The 21,653-nt window shown below is 69.7% G+C and carries 18 protein-coding genes and 1 pseudogene; 7 read left to right on the plus strand and 12 right to left on the minus strand.

The annotated features are described in order from the left end of the window. Window positions 1-44: 44 nt before the first annotated feature. The 3 genes from INT49_RS05250 to INT49_RS05260 all read right to left on the minus strand — a co-directional run bounded on the left by INT49_RS05250 (window position 45) and on the right by INT49_RS05260 (window position 5,178). A complete protein-coding gene (locus tag INT49_RS05250; protein WP_193116662.1) occupies window positions 45-1,475 on the minus strand; it encodes an MFS transporter in 1,431 nt (476 codons plus the stop codon). 343 nt (window positions 1,476-1,818) lie between these two features. Next, window positions 1,819-4,167, minus strand: a complete 2,349-nt coding sequence (locus tag INT49_RS05255) for an AAA family ATPase (protein WP_193116663.1) — start codon at window positions 4,165-4,167, stop codon at window positions 1,819-1,821. Between the two features lie 42 nt (window positions 4,168-4,209). Then, complete coding sequence (locus tag INT49_RS05260) at window positions 4,210-5,178, minus strand: Abi family protein (protein ID WP_193116664.1); 969 nt, start codon at window positions 5,176-5,178, stop codon at window positions 4,210-4,212. A gap of 209 nt (window positions 5,179-5,387) precedes the next feature. Between INT49_RS05260 and INT49_RS05265 the strand changes: the two genes are divergently transcribed. Next, window positions 5,388-5,900, plus strand: a complete 513-nt coding sequence (locus INT49_RS05265) for a MarR family winged helix-turn-helix transcriptional regulator (protein ID WP_193116665.1) — start codon at window positions 5,388-5,390, stop codon at window positions 5,898-5,900. Between the two features lie 93 nt (window positions 5,901-5,993). Then, window positions 5,994-6,833: an SDR family oxidoreductase gene (locus INT49_RS05270; RefSeq protein ID WP_193116666.1), complete on the plus strand. Its 840-nt coding sequence runs from the start codon at window positions 5,994-5,996 to the stop codon at window positions 6,831-6,833. Between the two features lie 33 nt (window positions 6,834-6,866). On the opposite strand, the gene INT49_RS05275 is transcribed toward INT49_RS05270, so the two are convergent. After that, complete coding sequence (locus INT49_RS05275; RefSeq protein ID WP_193116667.1) at window positions 6,867-7,517, minus strand: DUF4282 domain-containing protein; 651 nt, start codon at window positions 7,515-7,517, stop codon at window positions 6,867-6,869. A 224-nt stretch (window positions 7,518-7,741) separates the two neighbouring features. Here INT49_RS05275 and INT49_RS05280 point away from each other — a divergent pair, with 224 nt between their 5' ends. Then, entirely contained in the window at window positions 7,742-8,350 is a 609-nt protein-coding gene (locus INT49_RS05280; RefSeq protein ID WP_193116668.1) for a YdeI/OmpD-associated family protein, read from the plus strand. Between the two features lie 10 nt (window positions 8,351-8,360). Here INT49_RS05280 and INT49_RS05285 read toward each other — a convergent pair whose 3' ends face one another. From INT49_RS05285 to INT49_RS05300, 4 genes are all read right to left on the minus strand, one after another. Continuing rightward, window positions 8,361-9,524, minus strand: a complete 1,164-nt coding sequence (locus INT49_RS05285; RefSeq protein ID WP_319021521.1) for a N(5)-(carboxyethyl)ornithine synthase — start codon at window positions 9,522-9,524, stop codon at window positions 8,361-8,363. Between the two features lie 204 nt (window positions 9,525-9,728). Continuing rightward, window positions 9,729-10,106: a RidA family protein gene (locus tag INT49_RS05290; RefSeq protein ID WP_193116670.1), complete on the minus strand. Its 378-nt coding sequence runs from the start codon at window positions 10,104-10,106 to the stop codon at window positions 9,729-9,731. A gap of 73 nt (window positions 10,107-10,179) precedes the next feature. Beyond that, the gene (locus INT49_RS05295; protein ID WP_193116671.1) at window positions 10,180-11,838 is read right to left on the minus strand and encodes an N-acyl-D-amino-acid deacylase family protein; all 1,659 of its coding nucleotides are present in this window, start codon (window positions 11,836-11,838) and stop codon (window positions 10,180-10,182) included. After that, the gene (locus INT49_RS05300; RefSeq protein WP_193116672.1) at window positions 11,835-13,217 is read right to left on the minus strand and encodes an MFS transporter; all 1,383 of its coding nucleotides are present in this window, start codon (window positions 13,215-13,217) and stop codon (window positions 11,835-11,837) included. The genes INT49_RS05295 and INT49_RS05300 overlap by 4 nt, the downstream gene beginning before the upstream one ends. 184 nt (window positions 13,218-13,401) lie before the next feature. On the opposite strand from INT49_RS05300, the gene INT49_RS05305 reads away from it, so the two are divergent. The 3 genes from INT49_RS05305 to INT49_RS05315 all read left to right on the plus strand — a co-directional run bounded on the left by INT49_RS05305 (window position 13,402) and on the right by INT49_RS05315 (window position 16,035). Further along, entirely contained in the window at window positions 13,402-14,118 is a 717-nt protein-coding gene (locus tag INT49_RS05305) for a helix-turn-helix transcriptional regulator (protein WP_193116673.1), read from the plus strand. A 156-nt stretch (window positions 14,119-14,274) separates the two neighbouring features. Continuing rightward, window positions 14,275-15,336 carry a hypothetical protein gene (locus INT49_RS05310; RefSeq protein ID WP_193116674.1) on the plus strand — a complete coding sequence of 354 codons (1,062 nt, stop codon included), beginning with the start codon at window positions 14,275-14,277 and terminating at the stop codon, window positions 15,334-15,336. Between the two features lie 60 nt (window positions 15,337-15,396). Beyond that, window positions 15,397-16,035, plus strand: a complete 639-nt coding sequence (locus tag INT49_RS05315; protein ID WP_114307478.1) for a Type 1 glutamine amidotransferase-like domain-containing protein — start codon at window positions 15,397-15,399, stop codon at window positions 16,033-16,035. A 72-nt stretch (window positions 16,036-16,107) separates the two neighbouring features. Here the strand turns inward: INT49_RS05315 and INT49_RS05320 are convergent, their stop codons facing one another. The 3 genes from INT49_RS05320 to INT49_RS05330 form a co-directional block, all read right to left on the minus strand. Beyond that, the gene (locus tag INT49_RS05320) at window positions 16,108-17,352 is read right to left on the minus strand and encodes an alanine racemase (protein ID WP_193116675.1); all 1,245 of its coding nucleotides are present in this window, start codon (window positions 17,350-17,352) and stop codon (window positions 16,108-16,110) included. Window positions 17,353-17,495: 143 nt separating this feature from the next. Continuing rightward, window positions 17,496-18,158: a carbonic anhydrase gene (locus INT49_RS05325; RefSeq protein ID WP_193116676.1), complete on the minus strand. Its 663-nt coding sequence runs from the start codon at window positions 18,156-18,158 to the stop codon at window positions 17,496-17,498. A 202-nt stretch (window positions 18,159-18,360) separates the two neighbouring features. After that, the gene (locus tag INT49_RS05330; protein WP_226849762.1) at window positions 18,361-20,694 is read right to left on the minus strand and encodes an AAA family ATPase; all 2,334 of its coding nucleotides are present in this window, start codon (window positions 20,692-20,694) and stop codon (window positions 18,361-18,363) included. Window positions 20,695-20,765: 71 nt separating this feature from the next. On the opposite strand from INT49_RS05330, the pseudogene INT49_RS21035 reads away from it, so the two are divergent. After that, window positions 20,766-20,876: pseudogene (locus INT49_RS21035) on the plus strand (DUF2277 domain-containing protein); the annotation flags it as partial. Between the two features lie 64 nt (window positions 20,877-20,940). On the opposite strand, the gene INT49_RS05335 reads toward INT49_RS21035, so the two are convergent. Further along, window positions 20,941-21,648, minus strand: a complete 708-nt coding sequence (locus INT49_RS05335) for a TetR/AcrR family transcriptional regulator (protein WP_193116677.1) — start codon at window positions 21,646-21,648, stop codon at window positions 20,941-20,943. Window positions 21,649-21,653: the final 5 nt, after the last annotated feature.

Genomic DNA, 21,653 nt, shown 5'->3' on the forward strand with positions numbered 1-21,653 from the left:
CAGAAGGTGCCGATTCAGAAGGTGGCGGCTCAGAAGCTGCCGGCTCAGAAGCTGCCGGCGGCCACCTGGTCGCTGCGCTCCTGCTGGCGCTCCACGTCCCGGGGGTACACCCTGTAGAACAGCGTCCAGTACAGGGCGTTGAGCAGGTACGGCACGACGACGAACCACAGGAACATCGTCTGGCTGCTGAAGGCCTCGGCGACGAAGCCGAGCCCCAGGGCCATGAGGGCGGTGACGCCGCCCTGGATGAGGGAGAACAGCATCGCGAAGGCGGTGGCGTTGAGCTGGGTGGGCACCACGTTGGAGACCATCGGCAGCACGCAGCCGGAGAAGCCGATCGAGAACACCAGACCCAGCAGGAAGGTGATCGGGGCGGCGGCGCCGAAGCCCTCGTAGGGGAGCTGGGTCGCGATCGCGACGGTCGCGGCGAACGAGACCAGGTAGATCTGCATCAGCATGATGCGGCCCTTCTCGCCGTACTTCCGCACGAACAGGTCCGCCAGGCGGCCGCCGAGGAAGGCGGAGAACACTGCGCCGATCGAGAAGCAGGACATGGTCAAAGTGGTCTCGAAGACGCTGAGCCCTCGTTCGACGACCAGGAAGTTCGGGTAGAAGGCGAGCAGCACGAGGCTCGTGACGAGCACGACCATGCCGGCCATGAGGTAGATGGTGGGGATCTTGAAGAGCTTCACACCGTCGGAGATCTTGAACGTCCCGGCCTCGGCCATCATGTCGTCGCAGGCCGTGTTCTGTCGAGGATCCCTGACCCACATCGCGATGAGCACGCCGGAGAGGATGGAGATGGCGCCCATGGTCCACATGGCGTAGCGCCAGGCGTCGGGGCTCGGGTCGTCGCCGCGGGCGAAGAGGCCGATCGCCGGGCCGAGAAGGATGCCGACGCCGGCGCCGATCGCTCGGATCGTGCCGTAGGCCTTGCCGCGCTGGGACTGCTTGAACAGGTCAGGCAGCAGGCCGTTGATGATCGGCTCCGAGGCGACGGTGCCCACCACGGAGATCGCGTAGAGGATCAGCAGCCAGGTGAAGTTCGGGGCGAATCCGGCGGCGACGGTCCACAGGCCCCAGACGCCGGTGACCAGGATCAGGATCTTCTTGCGGCCGTATTTGTCCGCCATCATCGCCCAGAACGGGCCGAAGATCATGCGGGCGAATTTGCTGATCGCGCTCAGGAGACCGAGCATTCCCTCGCCGATTCCGAAGGCGGCGCCGATGAGCGGGAAGAAGGTGGTGATCAACCCGCCCTCGGAGTTGTCGACGGCCTGCGAGAAGCCCATGGCGGCCATGGCCTTGCCGGTGCCCTTCGTGCCCTTCGTGCCCGTCGCGTCCGGGCGGCGCCCGTCGCTCTCGACGATGGCGACGCCCGGGTCGAGGTTCGTGGGTCGCGCAAGGATCGTGCCGGTCTCGGTGGTCACCGTGCCGGGGGCGGAGAGATCATCGCCCATAGGGGTATTGCCCATTGTTTCCTCTCGGAGTCCGCATGAAGCGGCGTCAAACAGCATTGTTCGAATTCGTGGCTGCGGCGGGTCCGCAGGATGCACCGGGAATTCCCGAATGCATCCCGGGACGGCTGCGTCCTCGGGGTTGCCACAGCATGCGATGCTCACCTGCCCGCTGAAACCAGTTGCCGTCAGTTGCAGCAACTGGTGCGAATCGTGACCTGAACTGGTGAGCGTATTCCCGCGTGACAGATTCGGCGGATGCGCTGATCATCCCGAGGAGGGGTGAAGCGTACTTATCGGTAGGTTGTTCGGGCCGTCGTCGGCCGAGGAATCCCGGCTGTGCGGCTCGGGACGATGGGCGTCACACCGCGCCGTGCGCCCACGCCAGGAACTCCTCGGCCTCGAGCACGGGCTTGTCCCAGCGGGCGGCGTTCTTCGACTTGTTCGACTGGGTGCCGCGCTCGGCGACCACCAGGACGTCGGTGCGCGTCTTGGTGAGGTTCGGGACCGGGGTCAGCCCGCGCTGCCGCGCGAGGTGCTCCATCTCGGAGCGATCCACCGATCCGTGCGTGGCGGAGACGACCTCGCCGGTGAAGCACACCCGGGCGCCGGGCACGAGGATCTCCGTGAGGTCGATCGGTCCCGCGATCTCCAGTCCCTCGGGCAGGACCTGCACGCCGAAATGGGTCTCGACGTCGCGCAGGCGGTCCACGACGTCCTGGTCGTGGGCGACCACCCGCGCCCAGGCGGCCTCGAGCACCTCGGCCAGGACCTGGGCGGCGTCGTCCTGCGCGGAGAGGTTGCCGCCGACGACGAAGCCGTCCGGTCCGGGGTTCCCGAGCTCACCGCTGCTGCGGGAGAGCAGATAGCCGCGGCCGCGGGCGAGATGCGGGAACGGGGTGCCCGCGTCGGCAGCGGCGGTCAGGGTGGTCGTGCTGCCGTCGGCCCCCGTTCCGGCGACTCCCGCGCGACGGCGCTCGACGAGGTCGCGGATCGCCCGCGCCCGCTCGAGCGCGGTGGGGGCGCGCAGGGCCGCGCGCTCGTCGGCCGTGAGACCGGTGGCCGGCACGTCGACGCCCAGCGGCATGCGCTCCACGACGCCGTTGCGCTTGAGCTCGAAATCGATCCAGCCCAGCTGCTCGTCGATCCGGGGGCCGACGGGGATGCGGCCCGCGAGCAGCGGTGACAGCGCCGCCCAGGCCTCGGTGAGCACCGGGGCGAGCTGCACGTCGCGGGTGGTGATGCCGTACTCGGTGCGGGCGGCGAACAGGTCGCTGGTGGGGTTCACGATGGTGGTCGCCTCGTCCCCGTCGGCCGTGACCACGCCGATCTCCACCGGGCGTGGCCGGTAGCGGTCGCCGACGTTCCCGACCATCAGGGCCGCGAGGTACACCTCGCCCAGCGAGCTCGCGCGGTCCTCGCCGGTCGCCAGGAAGCGGCGGATGCGGGGGTCGGACTTGAGGTCGCGCGGGAGCACGTCGCGGCGCAGCACGAGACCCTCGAGGCTCGTGCATCGCGAGAGCGCGACGTACAGCTGGCCGTTGGCGAAGGTGCCGCCGGTGAGGTCCACGACCACGCGGTCCAATGTCTGCCCCTGCGACTTGTGGATCGTGATCGCCCAGGCCAGCTTCATCGGCAGCTGGGTGAAGGTGCCCAGCACCTGGTGGGTGAGGCTGCCGCCCTCGGCCACCGGGCGGGTCACGTCCCAGGTGTGGGGGCGCACCTGCTCGCTGCGGCCGTCGCGCAGCAGCACCTCGATCGCGGGGCCTTCGCGGTCGCGGCCGATCGCGGTGACGCGGCCCAGCGTGCCGTTGACCCAGCGGTCCCACGGATCGTTGTTCAGCATCATGACCTGGGCTCCGACAGCGAGATCGAGACGGTCCTCGGTGGGGTGCTCGAAGCCGTCGGTGTCCCCGGTGATCTCCGCCGTGAACGTCTGCGAGGCGTCCGGGAGGCGCTCGAGCATCTGCCGGTTCCGGGAGCGCACGATGCGGTTGGTGGTCGCGAGGGTCAGCCAGAACTCGTCCGGTTCGGGCTCGAACTCCGGGTCGGTGCGGGCGTTGAGCTCGGCGCGCGCATCCTCCAGCAGCGTCCCCTCGCGCACGGCGTTGAGCAGGTCCACCAGGCGGTCTTCCCCGAGCTGGCGGAACACGGTGGACAGCTCGATCACCGGGAAGGAGTCCCGGTCGAAGGCGCGTGAGGAGAAGAAGTACGGGGTGCCGTAGTGGTGCTCGATGTGCTCCGCCTCGGCGTCGTGCACCACCGGCGGCAGCTGGTAGAGGTCCCCGGAGAGCACCAGCTGCACCCCGCCGAACGGCTCCCCGGGGTGCGGCCCGAACCGCTCCAGGGCGGCGGCGAGGGCGTCGAACAGGTCGGCGCGCACCATCGACGCCTCGTCGATGACCAGGGTGTCGAGCTGTGCGAGGGTCTCGGCGAACCGGCCCGGGTAGTAGCGGGGCCCGCGCACCAGCTCCTCGCTCACTCCGAGCGGGAAGGAGAAGAGGCGGTGGATCGTGTATCCCTCGACGTTCAGGGCGGCGATCCCGGTCGGCGCGACCGTGAGCGCGTTGCGGTCCGTGGTCTCCAGGAAACGCCTGATCAGAGTGGATTTGCCGGTTCCGGCGCGGCCGGTAAGGAACAGGTGGCTGCCGGCGTCCAACAGGTCCAGTGCGCGCTGGAAGTCCTCGGTGATCGTGAGCTGCGGGGCCATGGTTCATTCTCTCTCAGCAGCGCAGCCCACATGGACGTGTCACTAGTCTCCGCAACGCATTGACCACTGGTCATAGTGCTTCCAATCGCTGGGAAAGCCCATCTCTGACGTTGTCCGACCCTCGATGTGCTCAAACTCGTCCTCGACCAGGGAGTGCACTGTCAGATTCCAGGTGGAGCCTGGGGCAAGACCGCCCAATAGATGGGCGAGGAGGGCAAGTGCCCCATAGAGTTGTTCGCTTTGGCCGCGGGGCAACGACGATAGTGTCGGGATCGTTCGGAGAGCGGCAGTTGGGGCTGGTGTGAATGAACGGTTCCACACCCGTGCGTGGTGAGCGATGGAGTTGCGCAAGATGGAGAGATGCTCGAGCCACCTCGCGAGCGGGTGTTCCTTCTTGGCTCTCTGCTGCTGGTTCTTCGACAGGGTGGACAGGTCGATGGTGACGCCGAGTCGGTTGGCGATAGCCCACTGGTCGCGAGAGTGCATGCCTTCGTAGAGTTTTGAGATGTCTGCGAAGTCGAGAACTTCGGTAAGAACCCAGATCGGCACGCTCCCGCTATAGCGGGAGAGGTGGTGCCGGATGGGTTCACTGTGGACTCGGGCGCGTGCAATCCGCCGCCGCGCCACGTCGATCCAGCGGGAGTGATCGAAGGAAGGCCGGAAAAGCACGCTGTTCTCGTGCGCGAGTGGGTCAGAAGAGCCAAGGTGGTAGCTCACATGACTCCGGACTCCGATCTCGACGTGCTCGATGGCGTCGTGGATCAGGGTGCGCAGTTTGCGATCAAATTCGTAGAGCATGGTGACGTCGGCCAACGAGGTGTTGGGTAGAAATTGGTCGGTTGGAGTGCCATCAGCGTGGTGTCCACGATAGGTGTACCAATAGCCGCTGAGGCGGTAGTCCCCGACGCTCGATAGCCACTGCGAAGCTAATTTCGTGTCTGCAGACATGCCGCGGCCACGCAAGATCGCCAGCTGACCTGGGATGTCTGTGAACGGCGTCGTTGTCGCCATGATTCCCCTGAAGATAGATCCAGCCCACACCAGACGTAGCTGGGCGGGCTGAACTATTGCCTCAAGGGTATCAGGGTGACGGCTCCAACTCCACCATGGTGCGACTGGTGTGGACGGGAGTCACGGAGGCTTGCTGGGGCGAGGCGATGCGGTTCTCGAGGCGACGATGTAGTTGCCTGAGGCAATCACATGGGCGTACGGTGTCCGCCATGGACGCGCCGACCCTCGCTCTGCACCGCACCACGCTCACGGCGCTCACCGCGCTGATGTCGCAGTGGTCCTCGCTCGAGTTCCAGCGCCGGATCACCGCCGAGTGCGGGGTCTCGCTGGACCCCGTCGGCGTGCGTGCGCTGTACGTGCTCGGCATCGCGGGAGGTGCAGAGCGCCCCAGCGTCATCGCCGATGACCTGCACCTCACGCGCCCGTCCACCTCGAAGCTCATCGCGCGCCTGACGGCCGCCGGTCTCGTGGAGCGCACCCCGGATTCGTCCGACGGCCGCTCTGCGCGCATCGCGCTGACCGCCGACGGGCGCCGCACCTACGAGCAGCTCGTCTCCGCGGGCGTCGCGATGCTCGCCGACGCCACCTCCGACTGGGAGGCGGAGGACGTGCGCACCCTGTCCACCCTGCTCGTCCGCTTCACCGACGCGCTCCTGGCCCCCGCGGAGGGTGCTCCATCCGTGGGCCGGATGACGTCCGCGACGTCAGAATCCGCCCACTGACCCCGGGCCCATCGACCCACTGACCTGCTCGCCCGCCGGCTTACCGCCCTGGCTCACAGACCCGCTGACCCACCGTCCCGAAAGGACCCCACCATGTCCCGTACCTACGTCGTCACCGGCGCCGACTCCGGCATCGGCCGCACCACCGCCCAGATCCTCACCGCGCGCGGCGACACCGTGATCGGCGTCGACCTGCGCGACGTCGAGGTCTCCGGCGACCTCTCCACGCCTGAAGGCCGCGTCGCCGCCGCCGAGGAGGCCACCCGCCTCGCCGGGGCCACCGTCGACGCCGTCATCGCCTGCGCGGGCCTGTCGATCCCGAAGCCGATCACGGCGACGGTGAACTACTTCGGCATGACGGAGTTCCTCGAGGCCATGCAGCCGGCTCTCGCCCGCTCCGAGGCACCCCGCGTCTCCCTGGTGTCCTCGATGGCCTCGATGCAGCCCGTGGTCCCGGCCCTCGTGGACGCGCTGCTCGCGGATGACGAGATCGCGGCTCACGAGATCGCGACCCGCATGGCCGAGGACGCCCGCCTCGCGAACGTCATCTACCCCTCGTCCAAGCGCGCCATCTCCCGCTGGGTGCGGCGCGAGGCGCCCAGCGCCCGCTGGGCCGGGGCCGGCATCCCGGTCAATGCCGTCGCCCCCGGCACTGTCGTCACCCCGATGACGACGGATCTCCTGGCCAGCGAGACGGGCAGGACGATGACCGATGCGTATGTGCCCATGCCGCTGAACGGCCATCAGGGTCCGGAATCCATCGCGAACCTGCTGATCTGGCTGACCTCGGTCGAGAACAGCCATTGCGCCGGGCAGACCATCTACTGCGACGGCGGCGCCGACGTGGTGCTGCGCGGCGATGACGTGTGGTCCTGGAACGACGAGACGACGCGAGAGACCTTCGCCGAGATCGGGGCAGGACTGCGCCGCTGACCTGCCCGTATTCCTGGTCTGCCCGCCCTGGCCTCAGGCGGCCTGCGCCTGCTCGGCGATCTTCTTCGTGTTCTGAGCGGTGCGAACCGTCGCGACGCTGAACTCGAGACCCAGACGCATCGCGATCAGCGCGATGACCGAGGGGATCCAGCCGAACACGATCGCGAGGATCAGGGGCACGGCGTTGAAGCTCGACTCCCCGTAGAAGCTGTTGAAGCTGCCCAGCATCGCGCCGAACATGATGCCGCAGAGGATCTGTCCCAGCCACAGCAGGAGCGCGACCACGAACGCCACGATGTACAGGAAGGCCGAGAACTTCACCGTGATGAAGTGGGTGAACGTGAAGTCGAACAGGGCGCGGAAGAAGCCCGCCTCGCCGTCCTGCTTCGGTGCGGGGACCCAGGACGGGTCCTGAGGGATCTGCGCGCCGGCGGCCGGCGAGCCCTGGCCGTAGGCGGGTGATCCCTGTCCGTACGCCGGGGAGCCCTGGCCAGACGCCGGCGAGCCCTGGCTGTAGACCGGCGCCGCCTGGCTGGGAATCTCGGAGCCCGATGCTGCACCGGAGGCCTGCTGGTCCCCGTACGGCGAGGCCTGCTGCTCGGAATCGGCCCAGGGCTGGTCGGCGGAGAGGTTCTGCTCCGGATACGGCGAGTCGAAGCGGTCCCCGTCGGATGGGTGCGACATAGCGCGATTCACGTCCTTCATACGTCGATGGCTGGTGCGCGGTCCACGCACCTCGGTCCACGCGCGGAGAACGGTCCCCAACTGCTGGCGGCCCCCGTCGCACTGTCCCCACGAGAACTGTAGTGCGCCCCTCGACGGGAGGTTGCGGTCCTCCAGGCGCCGAGACCGGCAGAGGCGGCGTGTGGCGGACAGCTCCTGTCCTCGTCAGCGGGCATGCTGAGAACATGGCCGCAGAGCAGACACCGGATCCGCTCGTCCTCGCTGATCTCGCGGCGTGGCACGAGTGGTTGATGGAGAACGAGGGCTCGTCCGACGGGGTGTGGCTGATGCTCGCCAAGAAGGGCAAGGTCGCGCCGATGACGCTCACCTACCAGGAGGCGCTCGAAGAGGCCCTGTGCGGCGGCTGGATCGACGGTCAGCGCAGGACGCTCGACGAGCTCAGCTTCCGCCAGCGCTTCACACCGCGCCGTGCTCGATCGCTCTGGTCCCAGCGAAATGTCGAGCTCATCGCGCGGCTCGCGACGGAGGGCCGGCTGCGCGAGGGCGGTGTCCGCGAGGTCGACCGGGCCAGGGCCGACGGACGCTGGGGACGCGCCTACGCCGGTCCCGCCACGGCGGAGGCCCCTGCCGAGCTGACAGCGGCGCTCGCGGCGTCGCCCTCCGCAGAGGCTGCCTTCGCGCGGCTGGGTCGCACCGCCCGCTACTCGGCGCTGCACCCGATCCTCACGGCGCCGAGCGAGGCGACCGCGGCCCGCCGCATCGCCTCACTGATCGCACGTCTCGAGACGGAGCGAGCGCCGAGCCCGGCCCTCGTCGTGACCCTCTCGTCGTGACCCGATCGGCTCAGCGATGCGGGTACGCGGCCTCGCGGTCCTGGAACTCGAGGATGGCAGGGTTCCGGATCACGCCGTCCTGGATCTCGATCGCGCTGTCGATGGTCTCCACACCCGCCCAGGCGGAGGGGCCGGCCATGACGGTCTCCAGGAACGGGAGGAGCGCCGAGCTGTTCTCCCAGCTCGCCGAGTTCCAGAGGTACGACGGGCTGTGGTCCACCGCATAGTAGTTCACGCCGCCCGCCAGGCGCAGCATCGGCTCGTCGAACGAGGTGGGCCGGGCGAAGGAGAAGCCCATGCCCTCGTCGCAGGAGACGTCGATGATCAGGCTGCCCGGCGTGAACTGCTGCAGGTCACCCTCGTGCAGGTACAGCAGCGGGGCGTTGGGGTCCTGCAGGGTGCAGTTGACCACGATGTCGCTCTCGGCGAGGAACGGGCCCAACGGGACCCGGCCCTCGTCGGTGATGGCCGCGCTCATGTAGGGCTCGTCCTCATGGGCGAACTGGACGATGTCCACCGAGTGGATCGGGGAGGCGACTGCGGCGACGGCGCGGTTGGTGAGCACTCGGATCTGGGTGATGCCGAGGGCGCCCAGCGCGGTGATCGCACCGCGGGCGGTGGCTCCGAATCCGATGACCGTGGCGGTGAGGCGGCGGCCGTAGTTCCCCGTCGAGCCGAGCAGCTGCAGGGAGTGCAGCACCGAGCAGTAGCCCGCGAGCTCGTTGTTGGTGTGGAACACGTGCAGGTTGAACGAACCGTCCTGGTTCCAGTGGTTCATCGCCTCGAAGGCGATGAGCGTGAGGCGCTTGTCGATGGCCAGCTGGGTGAGGTCGCGGTCCTGCACGCAGTGCGGCCATCCCCAGAGGATCTGGCCCTCGCGCATGGCGCGGATGTCCTCGTGCTGCGGCTTGGGCAGCGCGAGGATGTCGGCCTGCTCGAACAGCTCGGCGCGGCTGCAGATCCGGCCCACGTGCGGGGCGAGCTCGGAATCGGGGATGCCGAAGCGCTCGCCGTAGCCCGCCTCGAGGAGGATCCTGCTGCGCAGCTCGGCGGGGATCCGGCCGAGGTGCGCGGGGTGGATCGGCACCCGCCACTCGTCCGTCTTGCGGGAGAATCCGAAGACTCCGAGGGTGAACGCGGGGTCCGTCGTCGGTCCGCTCCGGTCGCTCTCGATGTCCTGGGTGATCTGGTCGTTCTGGCGTGGCAGCACGTGCGTCCGATCCTGGGCACCCGGTGGCACCCCTAGATCCTGACCATAGATCATCGCGCCAAACCCGCCTCCGGGAGCGGGCGGAGGCAGAGTCGGTGACCTCGAGTGCGGCCGAGGAGGCGTTCTCCGTGCTGCGTACGTGCTCCACGGTCGCACTCGAGGGGCGGGTCAGGCGCTGATGCGGGCCACCAGGTCGATCTCGACCAGGATGTTCGCGAGCTGCGAGCCGACCGTGGTGCGCACGGGGAACGGCTCGGAGAAGAACTCGCGGTAGGCGGCGTTGAACTCCTGGAAGTCGGCGAGGTCCGCCAGGTGCACGGTGGTCTTCAGGGCGTCGTCCAGGGTGGCCCCGCGCTCGGCGAGCACCGCCTGGATGTTGCGCAGCACCTGGCGGGTCTGCTCGCCGACGTCGGAGGAGACCTCGCCGGTGGCCGGATCCTGCGGGCCGAAGCCGGCGGTGAAGATCAGGTCGCCGCTGACGATCGCCTGGCTGTACGGGCCCGCGGGCTGCGGGGCGTTGTCGGTGTGGAGGGCTTCCTTGGTCATCGTTCTCCTCGAGGTCGTGGGTGATCACGGTCAGGTGCGGGGCACGGGCCCCGCGGGGCCGACGGGCGGTCGTTCATCCGCCGTCGGAGTCATGGCCGCCGGAGCGGAGGGGGTCGGGCTCGGCGCGGAAGCCGGCCGCGGGACGGGCGTCGGGGGAGCGCGGGCCCGGTGCGGCGCGCAGGCCGCTGCCGGGGAGGTCGCCGGTGAGCCGGCCGCCGGAGAGGACCGGACGGCCCGCGACCAGCACGTCGTCGATGCCGATGGCCAGGGCGGTGGGGTCGTCGTAGGTGGCGGTCGCGCGCACCGCGTCCCCGTCGACCAGGGCGATGTCGGCGATGTGCCCGGGCAGGATATGGCCGCGCTGGCCGAGGTGGAACCGCTCAGCGGGCAGGGTTGAGAGGTGCTCGATCGCCTCGGGCCAGGTGAGGAAGCCGTGCTCGCGCACATAGGTCGCGAGGTAGGTGGCGAAGGTGCCGCGGGAACGCGGATGAGGATGGGCGCCGATGAAGATCCCGTCGGAGCCACCCAGGTGTCCCGGATGGGCGATCAGGCGGCCGAGGTCCTCGACCGGCCGCTGGTCGCGCACCGCCATCACCACGTTCACCTCGAGGCGGGAGGCCGCCAGCAGATCCAGGGCGGCGTCGATGGGGTCGATGCCGCGACGCTGCGCGAGCTCGGCGAGGGTGAGGCCGTGCGCCGAGGCGAACTCGGGGGCGACGGTGTGGGCGATCGTGATGAGCTCGGGCCACTCCGGCCCCAGGCTCGGATACGCGTCGACCCCCGGGAACCAGTCGCGGCGCAGGCGCTCCCGCTCGGCCGGATCACGCAGCAGGGTCGCGGCCTCCTCGGGGTCCATGGCGTTCACGGCGGGCGGCAACAGCGTCATCCCCAGGATCGAGCAGCCGCGCGTGTACGGGTAGGCGTCGAAGCTCGCGTCGACGCCCTGGTGCTCGAGCCAGGCCATCAGCCGGTCCGCCTCGTCGGCCCGGGTGTGGAAGTGGGAGACGTGCACGGGCACACCCGCGTCGAGGCCGATCCGGGCCACCTCCTCGACCCCCACCTGCGAGTTGTCCTCGTAGCCGCCTCGCATGTGCGTCACGTACGGCAGGCCGTCGGCGGCCAGCGGACCGCACAGCGCCGCGATCTCGTCCGCTCCCGCGTAGAGGCCGGGCGTGTAGTCGAGTCCGGTGGAGAGCCCCACCGCCCCGTCGGCCACGCCCTGCGCGACCAGCTCGACCATGCGGGCGATCTCCTCGGCGCTCGCAGGGCGGTCCGTGCTGCCGAGCACCTGATGGCGCACGGTGCCGGCGGGAACGAGGTAGGCAACGTTCAGCGGGGCTGCGCCGTCATAGGTCGCGAGCAGATCCGCGACGCGAGGCCCGCGGTAGGTGGGGTGCGGGCCGTTGATCGCCGCGAAGTACTGCGCACCGTAGGCGCCGTCTCCCGGCGCGTAGGAGACGCCGTCCTGTCCGCCGATTACGGTCGTCACGCCCTGGCGCAGCAGGGCCAGCTGCACCTCGGGGTCGAAGACGACGCCCTCGGCGTGGGAGTGCGCGTCCACGAAGCCCGGCACCACGAGGCGGCCGTCGGCCTCGAGGACCTGCGCGCCCGCGGCGTCGGCCGGATCGAGGCGGCCCACGGCGACGATGCGCTCGCCCTCGATCAGCACGTCGGCAGCGGTCACGGAGCCTTCTTCGACGACGCGTCCCCCGCGGATCAGCAGTCTGGTCACGATCGGGCTCCCTCCAGGGCGTTCAGGCGGCCGGCGTCGGCCGTATCGGGGCGCATCGAGGCGGTCGCGGTGGCGACCGCGCCGATCGCGCAGATCACCACAACGTAGACGACCACGGGCCAGATCGAGCCGCTCGCCCATCCCACGAGCGCGGTCGCGATGAGCGGGGCGAGGCCGCCGCCGAGGGTGTTGGAGAGCTGGTAGCCGATGTTCACACCGGTGGTGCGCTGCTCGACGTCGAACATCTCGGTGAGCATGGTCTGCAAGGTGCCCTGCATGGCGATGCCCGGGATTACGAAGCCGATGATCATGCCCAGCCAGATCATGACCGGCTGGTGGGTGCCGTACAGCGCGAAGGCGGGCCACACCAGGACCGCGAAACCGACGCAGCCGGCGATGTAGACCTGCCGGCGACCCACCTTGTCCGAGAGCGCGCCGTACAGCGGCGCCATCACGATCTGCAGGGCGCCCACGATCATCGTGCCGATGAAGCCGACCTGCGCGGGGACCCCGTCGGCCACCATGAACGCGAGGCCGAAGGTGAGCACCACGTACCCGGCGATCGACTGCGGCAGGCCGATGAGGATCCCGAGGATCGCATTCTTGGGATGGCGCACCACCTCGCGCAGCGGCGAGGTCGCGGCGACCTTCTTGTCCGCGACGTCGCGTGTGTGCTGGGTGAACTCCTCGGACTCCTCGAGGTGGCGGCGCAGGAGCACCGCGATGATCGCGAGCACCAGGGCGAACAGGAACGGGATGCGCCAGCCCCAGGTCATGAAGAACGACTCCGGGCCCAGGCCCAGGCCCGCCATCATGCCGGCGGAGGCCACGTTGGCGATGCCGGCACCGCTGATGAGGAGCGCTCCGTACAGGCCGCGGCGGCCGACGGGGGCGTGCTCGACGACCATGGTCGCCGCGCCGCCCATCTCGCCGCCGACGAACAGTCCCTGGAACATGCGCGCGATGACCAACAGGATCGGGGCGGCCAGACCGATCGCGGCGTCCGACGGGATGAGGCCGATCGCGGCGGTGGTCAGACCCATGCCGATCACGGTGATCAGCAGGGTGAGCTTGCGGCCGAAGCGGTCGCCGATGTACCCGAACACCAGCCCGCCGATGGGGCGCAGCAGGAATCCGACGGCGAAGGTCGCGAAGCTCGACAGCTGCGCGACGAAGGCGGAGTCCGACGAGAAGAAGACGGCGGGGAACACCGCCGCCGAGGCGAGCCCGTAGAGGTAGTAGTCGAAGTACTCCATGAGCGTGCCGATGGCGCCGCCCGCGATGGTGCGCTTCTGGGTGCTGCTGAGCGTGGCGGCGGGGCCCTGATCTCCGGGGATCGGGGCGTCCGGCTGCACGGTGACGCCTGGTATCGACGACATGCTGTCCTCCTCGACGAGCAATAGTTGACTGACTGTATACATGGTTGACAGAGATTATGTCTACCCCGGGTGTCATGATGTGGAGATGACGGCCGAGCGCACCAGACCGAGCACCCCCGCACGCACCACGTCGAGCGCCGGGCCGAGCACCGGCGCCGCTGCCGAGTCGGGGACGGGGGCGGGCATGGCTCCGAGCGCCGGGCCGGGCGCGGCGGCGAGCACGGCTGCCGGCGGGCTGCCCCGGGCCCGTTTCGCGACCTTCGAGGACGCCTACCGCACGCTGACCCCGCTGATGGAGGCGATCACGTCGGTGGTGGGCTTGCACTGCGAGGTGGTGCTGCACGACCTGAGCCGGGGCGACCTCGACCATTCCGTCGCCGCGATCGTCAACGGGCACCTCAGCGGTCGCACCGTCGGCGGGCCATCGACGAACCTCGGTGTCGAGGTGCTGCGTGACCAGAGCACCGACCACGATGCCCACGGCTACCGCGGCCGCACCGCCGACGGTCGCGAGCTGATCAGCTCCTCGACCTACTACCGCGACCACGACGGAAACGTCATCGCCGCCTTCTGCATCAACGTCGATCTCACGCCGGTCCAGACCGCGATGACCGCTCTGGACGCCCTCCTGCCCACGGCCCGCGAGGACGTCGCCGAACGGCCGAAGGAGCTGGTGGGACCCGATATCTCGAGTGTGCTCGAGGAGATGGTCGACGAGTCCATCGCGCATGTCGGCAAGCCCGTGCCGGCGCTGACCAAGCCCGAGCGGATCGAGGTGCTGCGCCTGCTCGAGGAGCGCGGCGCCTTCCGCATCAAGCGCGCCGCCGATCTCGTCTCCGCCCGGCTCGGGGTCTCCCGCGTGACGGTCTACGGCTATCTCGACGAGATCCGCCGCGGCTGATCCCGGGGGAGTGGGGCGGGCCTGACGGGGTGTGCCGTCCGTACGTCCCGGTCCGTGCACTGCCGGCTCGACCATCCGATCAGCTGATGCACGAGCAGCTGCGAACCCGCCACGCGGCCGATGCGGAGCAGAGAGCGCGTCCCTAGCGTGGCGGGTATGCCTCACTCCGAGAAGACACTCCCCGAGAGGGCCCGACGAGACGCCCCCACCCATCGCGGTGGCCGCACCATCCAGATCCTCGCGGTGCTGGCGTTGGCCGGGATCGGTGCGGAGCTGCTGGCCGCGTACGCCGAGACCACCGGTGACCTCGGCGGCGTGGCGTTCTCCCTGGTGCTCTTCGCAGCGCTCTACGGGACTCCGGCACTGCTCGCCCGCGACCTCGCACGACGCCTCGGCTGGGGCTGGGGCTGGCCGAGCATGCTCTGCCTGTTCGCGGCGCTGGGGGTGACCCAGGCATGCCTCATCGACCAGTCGCTGTTCTCCGCCGACTACGGCGGGTACGCGGGCTGGGCCGAGAACCGCGAGCCCACACTGATCCCCGCGCTGGGCTTCAGCGGATTCAACGCCTACTCGTTCCTGATGGGCCACCTGGTCTACAGCTTCGCGGCACCGATGGCGCTCGCCGAGGCCTGGTCCCCACGGCGGGCCCGCACGCCCTGGCTCGGCCGGGTCGGCACGACGATCGCCGCGCTCGCCTATCTGCTCGCGGCGCTGATGATCCTCGGGGACGAGTCCTCGCACTCCGGCAGCGTGGCCCAGCTGTTCGGCGCAGGGGCGGTGGTCACCGCTCTGGTGGGGATCGCCGTGCTGTGCGGGCGCAGGTCCCGAGGGGCCGGTTCGCCGGCCGAGTGTCGCGATGGCCGCCGACGGGTCCCGATCTGGATGGCGATCATCGTGGGCCTCGTCGCCGGGCTCGTTCCGGATCTCATGCCGCCGACGTGGCTCGGGACCGCTCTGTCGATCGCTGTCACCGCGGCGCTCGGCACCGGGGTGCTCGTGGCCTCCCGACGGTCCTGGTGGACGGGGCGGCAGATGGCGGCCGTCGCGTTCGGACTTCTCCTCGAGCGCGGGCTGCTGGCCTTCACCTACTACCCGCTGGCGGGTGAGGTGACGGCAGCGGCGAAATACGGCCACAACATCGTCATGCTCCTCGCAGTGCTGCTCGCCGGCGTGCTCGCACTCCTCCCGCGAGGCCACGAGCAGGAACGCTCACGCTGACCGCCTATTCGTCGGCGGTGTTCAGGTGCGGAGCGCGCAGGATCGCGCAAAGGTCACCGCATGAGGCTCTATCTGTCGTCGTACCAGATCGGTCTCCACGGCGACGTGCTCGCGGGCCTGGTCGGCGGGCAGCGGCGGGGGCGAGTGGTCTCGAATGCGTTGGACGGCTACGACGAGGAACGCCGCCGAGCTGATACCCGCCGACAGATCGCGCAGCTTGCCGAGCTCGGACTCTTGGCGACCGACCTCGATCTTCGCCAGCACGACCCGGACACGATCGCTGACGAGGTCGGAGAGCCGGACTTCCTGTGGATCCGCGGAGGGAATGTCTTCACGGCGCGCATGGCGATGGCTCGCTCCGGCCTGGACGAGGTGATCATCGAGGGCCTGCGCCAGGATGCGTTCGTCTACGCCGGATTCAGCGCCGGTGCGTGCGTGCTCGCCCCGAGTCTCGCGGGGCTCGAGCACTGCGACCCCGTGGAGGACTGCATCGCGGAGCACGGCACCGTGCGATACGACGGATTGGGAATCCTCGATCGACCAGTCGTCCCGCACCTCGAGTCACCAGAACATCCGGAGACTGCGCTGCTCGGGGAGGTCGCGGCACGCTACTCCACGGCAGGAGAGCCGTTCTGGGGACTGCGCGATGGCGAGGTCCTGGTGACGGACGGCAACGGCGGTGCTCCGAAAGTCCTCTGAGCTGCGGGTCCGGCGGCCCTCCCGGCTGCCCGCTGCAGACGCCCGCTCACCGACCTGTAGCGGGCGGGCGGCTCAGAAGAAGGTCTCGACCGCCTCGAGCACGGTGCTGCCGTCGGCGTCGACGACGGGGATCAGGCGCCACTTGTCGAAGGCTGTGCAGGGGTGGGACAGCCCCAGGGTGACCACGTCACCGATCGCGATGCCCGGATCGCCCGTGTAGCGCAGAAAGGTGTGCTGGTCGTTCAGCGCGGTGATCTCCGCGGCGGCCTCGGGTGTGAACGGGCGCTCCGCGCCGCCGAGCCGGCTCGCGACGGCAACCGGCGTGGGCAGGCCTTCGTCGAAGGGGACGTCGCGCTTGCCGGCGTCGAGCAGGGCGAGGCCGGGCTCCGGCATCGAGACCACCCGGGCATAGGCGCGCATCGCAGGCAGCAGGGCCTGCTCCGTCGCGACCTCGCGCGTCGTGTCCAGCGGGGAGATGCCCCGGTAGAAACCGGAGTCGTGCACGATGTAGGCGCCCGAGCGCAGGATCGCCCGCACGTCGGTCAGCGTCTCGAAGCTCGCGGCGACCAGATCGAAGTAGGCACTGCCGCCGCCGCTCACCCACGGGGTCCCGTCGATCAGCGGGCGCAGGCGCTCCACCAGCGCGGCGAGAGCGTCGCAGTAGGCGCCGACCACCCGCAGGGACTCCTCAGCCCGGTCATGGGCGAGCGCGCCCTCGTATCCCGCGGCCCCGTACAGGGTCAGCGTGGTGGAGGCGGCGATGCGCTCGGCGATCGCGACGGCGGTGGCCTCGTCCCGGGCACCGGTGCGGCCCCCGTCGGCCCCGAGCTCGACCAGCACGCCGAGGCGGGAGCCGTCGGGCAGCTCGCGCTCCAGCAGGTCGACGGTGGCGAGCGAATCCGCCCAGCACACGAGCTCCTGCTCGGGATGCTCGGCCAGGTGTGCAGCGAGCCGGCGCAGCAATGCCGGATCCGTGCAGGCGTTCGCGAGCTGCACGGTGGGGATGCCCTCGCGCAGCGCCACATCGGCCTGCCAGCCGGTGGCCACGGTGATCCCGGTGCAGCCGGCGTCGAGCTGACGGCGCCACAGCACGGGGGCCATCGTCGTCTTGCCATGGGGCATCAGCTCGAGCCCGCGCTCGCTGGTCCACGCGGCCATCACCTGAAGGTTGTGCGCCATCGCCTGCTCGTCGAGCACCAGCAGCGGGGTGGAGAAATCCGCCAGCGGCGCCTCCAGCGCGGTGATCGGGCGGCCGACGAGGCCCGCCGGGAACGACTTGTCGAGCAGTTCGACCGTGCGCTGGACCTGCTGGGACATGGAGACCTCGTTCGGCTCGACAGTGATGAACTGCGAGTCTCCGAGCTTGGCCAGGATTATGCAAGGCGAGGCAGGCCGACCGGACGGTGGGGCCGAGCGGGGCAGGGATGGGGCTGCCGGGCAGGACCGGCAGCCGTCGTCCGTCAGCGCCGGATGTCCAGGCGCCCCACCGAGGTGATCGGGGCGACGCGGCCCTCCTCGAGCTGATACTGGCAGCCCACGATGCCGAGCTCGCCGGCGGCGACGGCGTCGCTGATCACCCGCGAGGAGCGCATGAGGGCGTGGATGGTCTCGTCGAGGTGGCGGCGGCCCACGGCGTCGGCGTCGATCTTCGCCATGTCCACGTACGGGGTGTCCTGGTGGCTGGCGAGCCACTCGCGCTGCACGGCCGGCTGGATCAGCTCGAGCTCGCGACGGATCGCGGGCGTGACCGTGCTCGGGTGGGCGGTGGTCTGGTCGATCGCGGCCTTCACCGCGCCGCACGAGCCATGCGCGAGCACTACGATCACGGCGACACCGAGCTCGGCGACGGCGAACTCCATGGTGGCGACGGTGTTCTCGTTGGCGATCTGGCCGATGTTGCGCACCACGAAGAGATCGCCGAGACCGCAGTCGAAGAGGATCTCGGCGGCGACACGGGAGTCCGAGCAGCCCAGGAACGCCGCATCAGGGGCCTGGTAGCCGGTCAGCTGACTGCGTCGCGCCGCGTCCTGCTCGGGGTGCCGCAGCTCGCCCTGCATGAACCGCTCGTTGCCTTCGGCGAGGGCATCCCACGCCTCCTGCACGCTGACGCGGGCTGTACCCATGGTCGACATCCTTCCGGGTGGTCATCGGACGATCGGCGAGGCGCTCCTCGTCGATCAAAATCTCGCTGCACACTACTCCGCGCCGCGCGGTGGGCCCGCGCCGAACGCCGCTCGTGAGATGGCCGCGACACGGCCACGGAGGGCGTGAAGAGGTGCTTCGCACGCGGCCGGGTCCCCTCGGAACGACCCCCGGGAATCTGTCTCAGTGAGCAGCATCGGCCCAGGTCATGAACTCTTCTGCGTCCAACACGGGCTTGCCCCATTTCGCCGCATTCTTCGACTTGTTGGACTGGGTTCCGCGCTCGGCGACGACCAGCACGTCGGTCTTCGTCTTGGTGACGTTCGCGACGGGATGCAGGCCGCGCTGCTCCGCCAAGCGCTCCATCGTCGACCTGTCGAGATAGCCGTGCTCAGGGTGGACCACCTCTCCCGTGAAGCACACGCGCACGCCGGGCCGGAGCACCTCGGCGGCGGTCGGCGGGCCCTCGAGCACGAGGTCCTCCGGGAGGACCCGCACACCGAAGTGCTCCTCGGCGCCGCGCAGCCTCTCCACCACCGCGTCGTCCCGATCGATGACCCGCTCCCAGGCGGTGCGCAGGGCATCGGCCAGCACCTGCGCAGGGTCGTCGTCGGCCGAGAGATTCCCGCCGACGACGAAGCCCTCGGGGCCGACGGTCCCGCTCTCCCCGTGCGTGCGGGCCAGCAGATAGCCGGTGCCGTGGGTGAACGGCGGGAACGCGGTGCCGACCGGCGGCTGCCACGCGGAGGGGCCGGGGGCCCCTGCGCGGAGCCGCTGCACCGCGTCCCGCACGGCCCGGGCCCGCTCCAGGGCCGACGGGGCGTTCAGCGCGGAGCGCTCGTCGGCCGTGAGCTGGGCGGTGGGCAGGTCGATGCCCAGCGGCATCGGGTCCACCACGCCGTTGCGCTTGAGCTCGAAGTCGATCCAGGCCAGCTGCTCGTCGATGCGGGGGCCCACGGGCACACGCCCGGCGAGCAGGGGAGCGAGGGCGGGCCAGGCCTCGGCGAGCACCGGGGCGAGCTGCACGTCGCGGGTGGTCAGCCCGAACTCGGTGCGCGCCGCATAGAGGTCGCTGGTGGGGTTCACGACGGTGGTGGCCTCATCGCCGTCGTCCGTCACCACCGCGAGCTCCACCGGTCGCGGACGGTATTTGTCGCCCATCGTGCCCACCGTCAGCGCCGCCAGGTACACCTCGCCGAGCGCCTCGGCCGGCGCGCTGGGATCCGTGGGGGAGGCGAGGAAGCGCCGCACCCGGGTATCGGATTTGAGGTCGCGCGGCAGCACATCCCGCCGCAGCACCAGGCCCTCCAGGCTCGTGCACCGTGACAGCGCCACGTACAGCTGCCCGTTGGCGAAGGTGCCGCCGGTGAGGTCCACGACCACGCGATCGAGGGTCTGCCCCTGGGACTTGTGGATGGTGATCGCCCAGGCGAGCTTCATGGGCAGCTGGGTGAAGGTGCCGATGACCTCGTGGATCAGATGCCCGCCGTCGACCGAGGGGCGCGTGACGTCCCACGTGTGCGGGCGCACCTGTTCGTTGCGCCCGTCCCGCAGGAGCACCTCGACGAGCGGCCCGTCAGAGTCCGTGCCCAGAGCGGTGATCCGACCCAGGGTGCCGTTCACCCAGCGGTCCCACGGATCGTTGTTCAGCATCATCACCTGCGCGCCGACCTTCAGCTGCAGCTGCACGTCCGTGGGCTGCTCGAAGCCGTCGGTCTCGCCGCTGATCTGGGCGGTGAGGGTGTGCACCGGATCGGGGAGGCGCTCGAGCATCTGGCGATTGCGGGAGGTGACGATGCGATTCGTGGTCGCCAGCGTCAGCCAGAACTCCTCCATCGGCGGCTCGAAGTCCTTGTCGGTCCGGGTGTTCAGCTCCGCCCGCGCGTCCTCCAGCAGCGCGCCCTCGCGCACCGCGTTCAGCAGGTCCACCAGGCGATCATCGCCCTGCTGGCGGAAGACGGTGGTCAGCTCGACCACTTCGACTGCGGAACGGTCGAAGGCGTTGGCGGAGAAGAAGAACGGGGTGCCGTAGCGCTGCTCGAGATGCGCGGCCTCGCTGTCGTGCACCACCGGCGGCAGCTGGTACAGATCGCCCACGAGCACCAGCTGCACCCCGCCGAAGGGCTCGCCCGGCTGCGGTCCGAAGCGCTCGAGCGCGGCGGCGAGAGCATCGAAGAGGTCTGCCCGCACCATCGAGGCCTCGTCGATGATCAGCACATCCAGCGCGGCCAGGGTCGCCGCGAAGCGCCCGGGGTAGTAGCGCGGGGAGCGCACGAACTCCTCGCTCGCCCCGATCGGGAAGGAGAACAGGCGATGGATCGTGTAGCCGTCGACGTTCAATGCGGCGATGCCCGTGGGCGCCACCGTGATCGCGGCGCTGTCGGTGGTCTCCAGGAAGTGCCTGATCAGCGTGGACTTACCCGTGCCTGCGCGGCCCGTGAGGAAGAGGTGGCGGCCGGAGCTGAGGGCGTCCAGGGCGCGCTGGAAATCCTCGGTGATCGTGAGCGGAGCAGGCATGGGGAGATTCTCCCGCATGGCGCTGAGGATCGCCGACGCTGCATCGTGGCCGAGATCGCCCACCCCCCGAGCATCTGCTGGCTGACCTGGTGACCTCCGCTCCGCCGAAGGACCGTGACGTCGAGCGAGAGAAGGCCCGCGCCCGCAGCGCCAGGCGGTTCCCGGCGGCCGACGTGTCCTGACTCCACGAGCCGTGCCGACCTCTCAGTCGCGCGAGTGAGCAGCCCCGTGCCGTACTTGTCGGACCTACGCGAGGTTCCCGAGGAGCAGCTCGAGCGTGAAATCGAACCGCTCGTGCTCAGTTCCGGACACGAGCTCGGTCGCGTGATCGCTGATGTGGGGGAAACGGTCTGTCGGCAGAGCGGTGAACCGGGAGATCAGCGCAGCTCGGTCCGTCGTGCTGTGCCGCCAGTCGTCCTGGTCTGACCCCTGGCGTGCGGCAGCGATATCCAGCGTGTAAGCACCGACATAGAGGAACAGGGCATCGATGGTCCATGCCGCCACTTGAGGCGCGATACCGGCCGCGATGAGGATGGCGAACATTCCCTCGTTGATGCGCAGGATCTCGAGGTCCGAGACATCCATGGCGAGGGCGGCCCGTGAGATGCCGGGGTAAGTCAGGTACTGGTCGCGCAGTTGGGCGCAGACGTCGGTGATCTGCTCCCGCCAGCGGTCCGGCGCCGCATCGGGCAGGACGATCTCGCTGCACAGGCGGCTGATGATCAGCTCGTCCAGATCGGCCTTGTTCACGACGTGCGCGTAGAGCGACGCGGGGCCCGTTCCGAGCTCGGTCGCCACGCTCCGCATCGTGAGGGCGTCGTAGCCGCGAGCGGCGACGATGCTGAGTGCGGCATCGGTGATCCGATCCACGGTGATCGGAGCCCTGCGGGGAGCGGACGGTTTGTCGCTGTTTGCGCGCCGAGCCGCACGTCGCCGCTGGGGTTCCGAGTTCATGGCGC

Origin of the sequence: Brachybacterium tyrofermentans, assembly GCF_014897585.1 — a bacterium.
Classification (GTDB): domain Bacteria; phylum Actinomycetota; class Actinomycetes; order Actinomycetales; family Dermabacteraceae; genus Brachybacterium; species Brachybacterium tyrofermentans.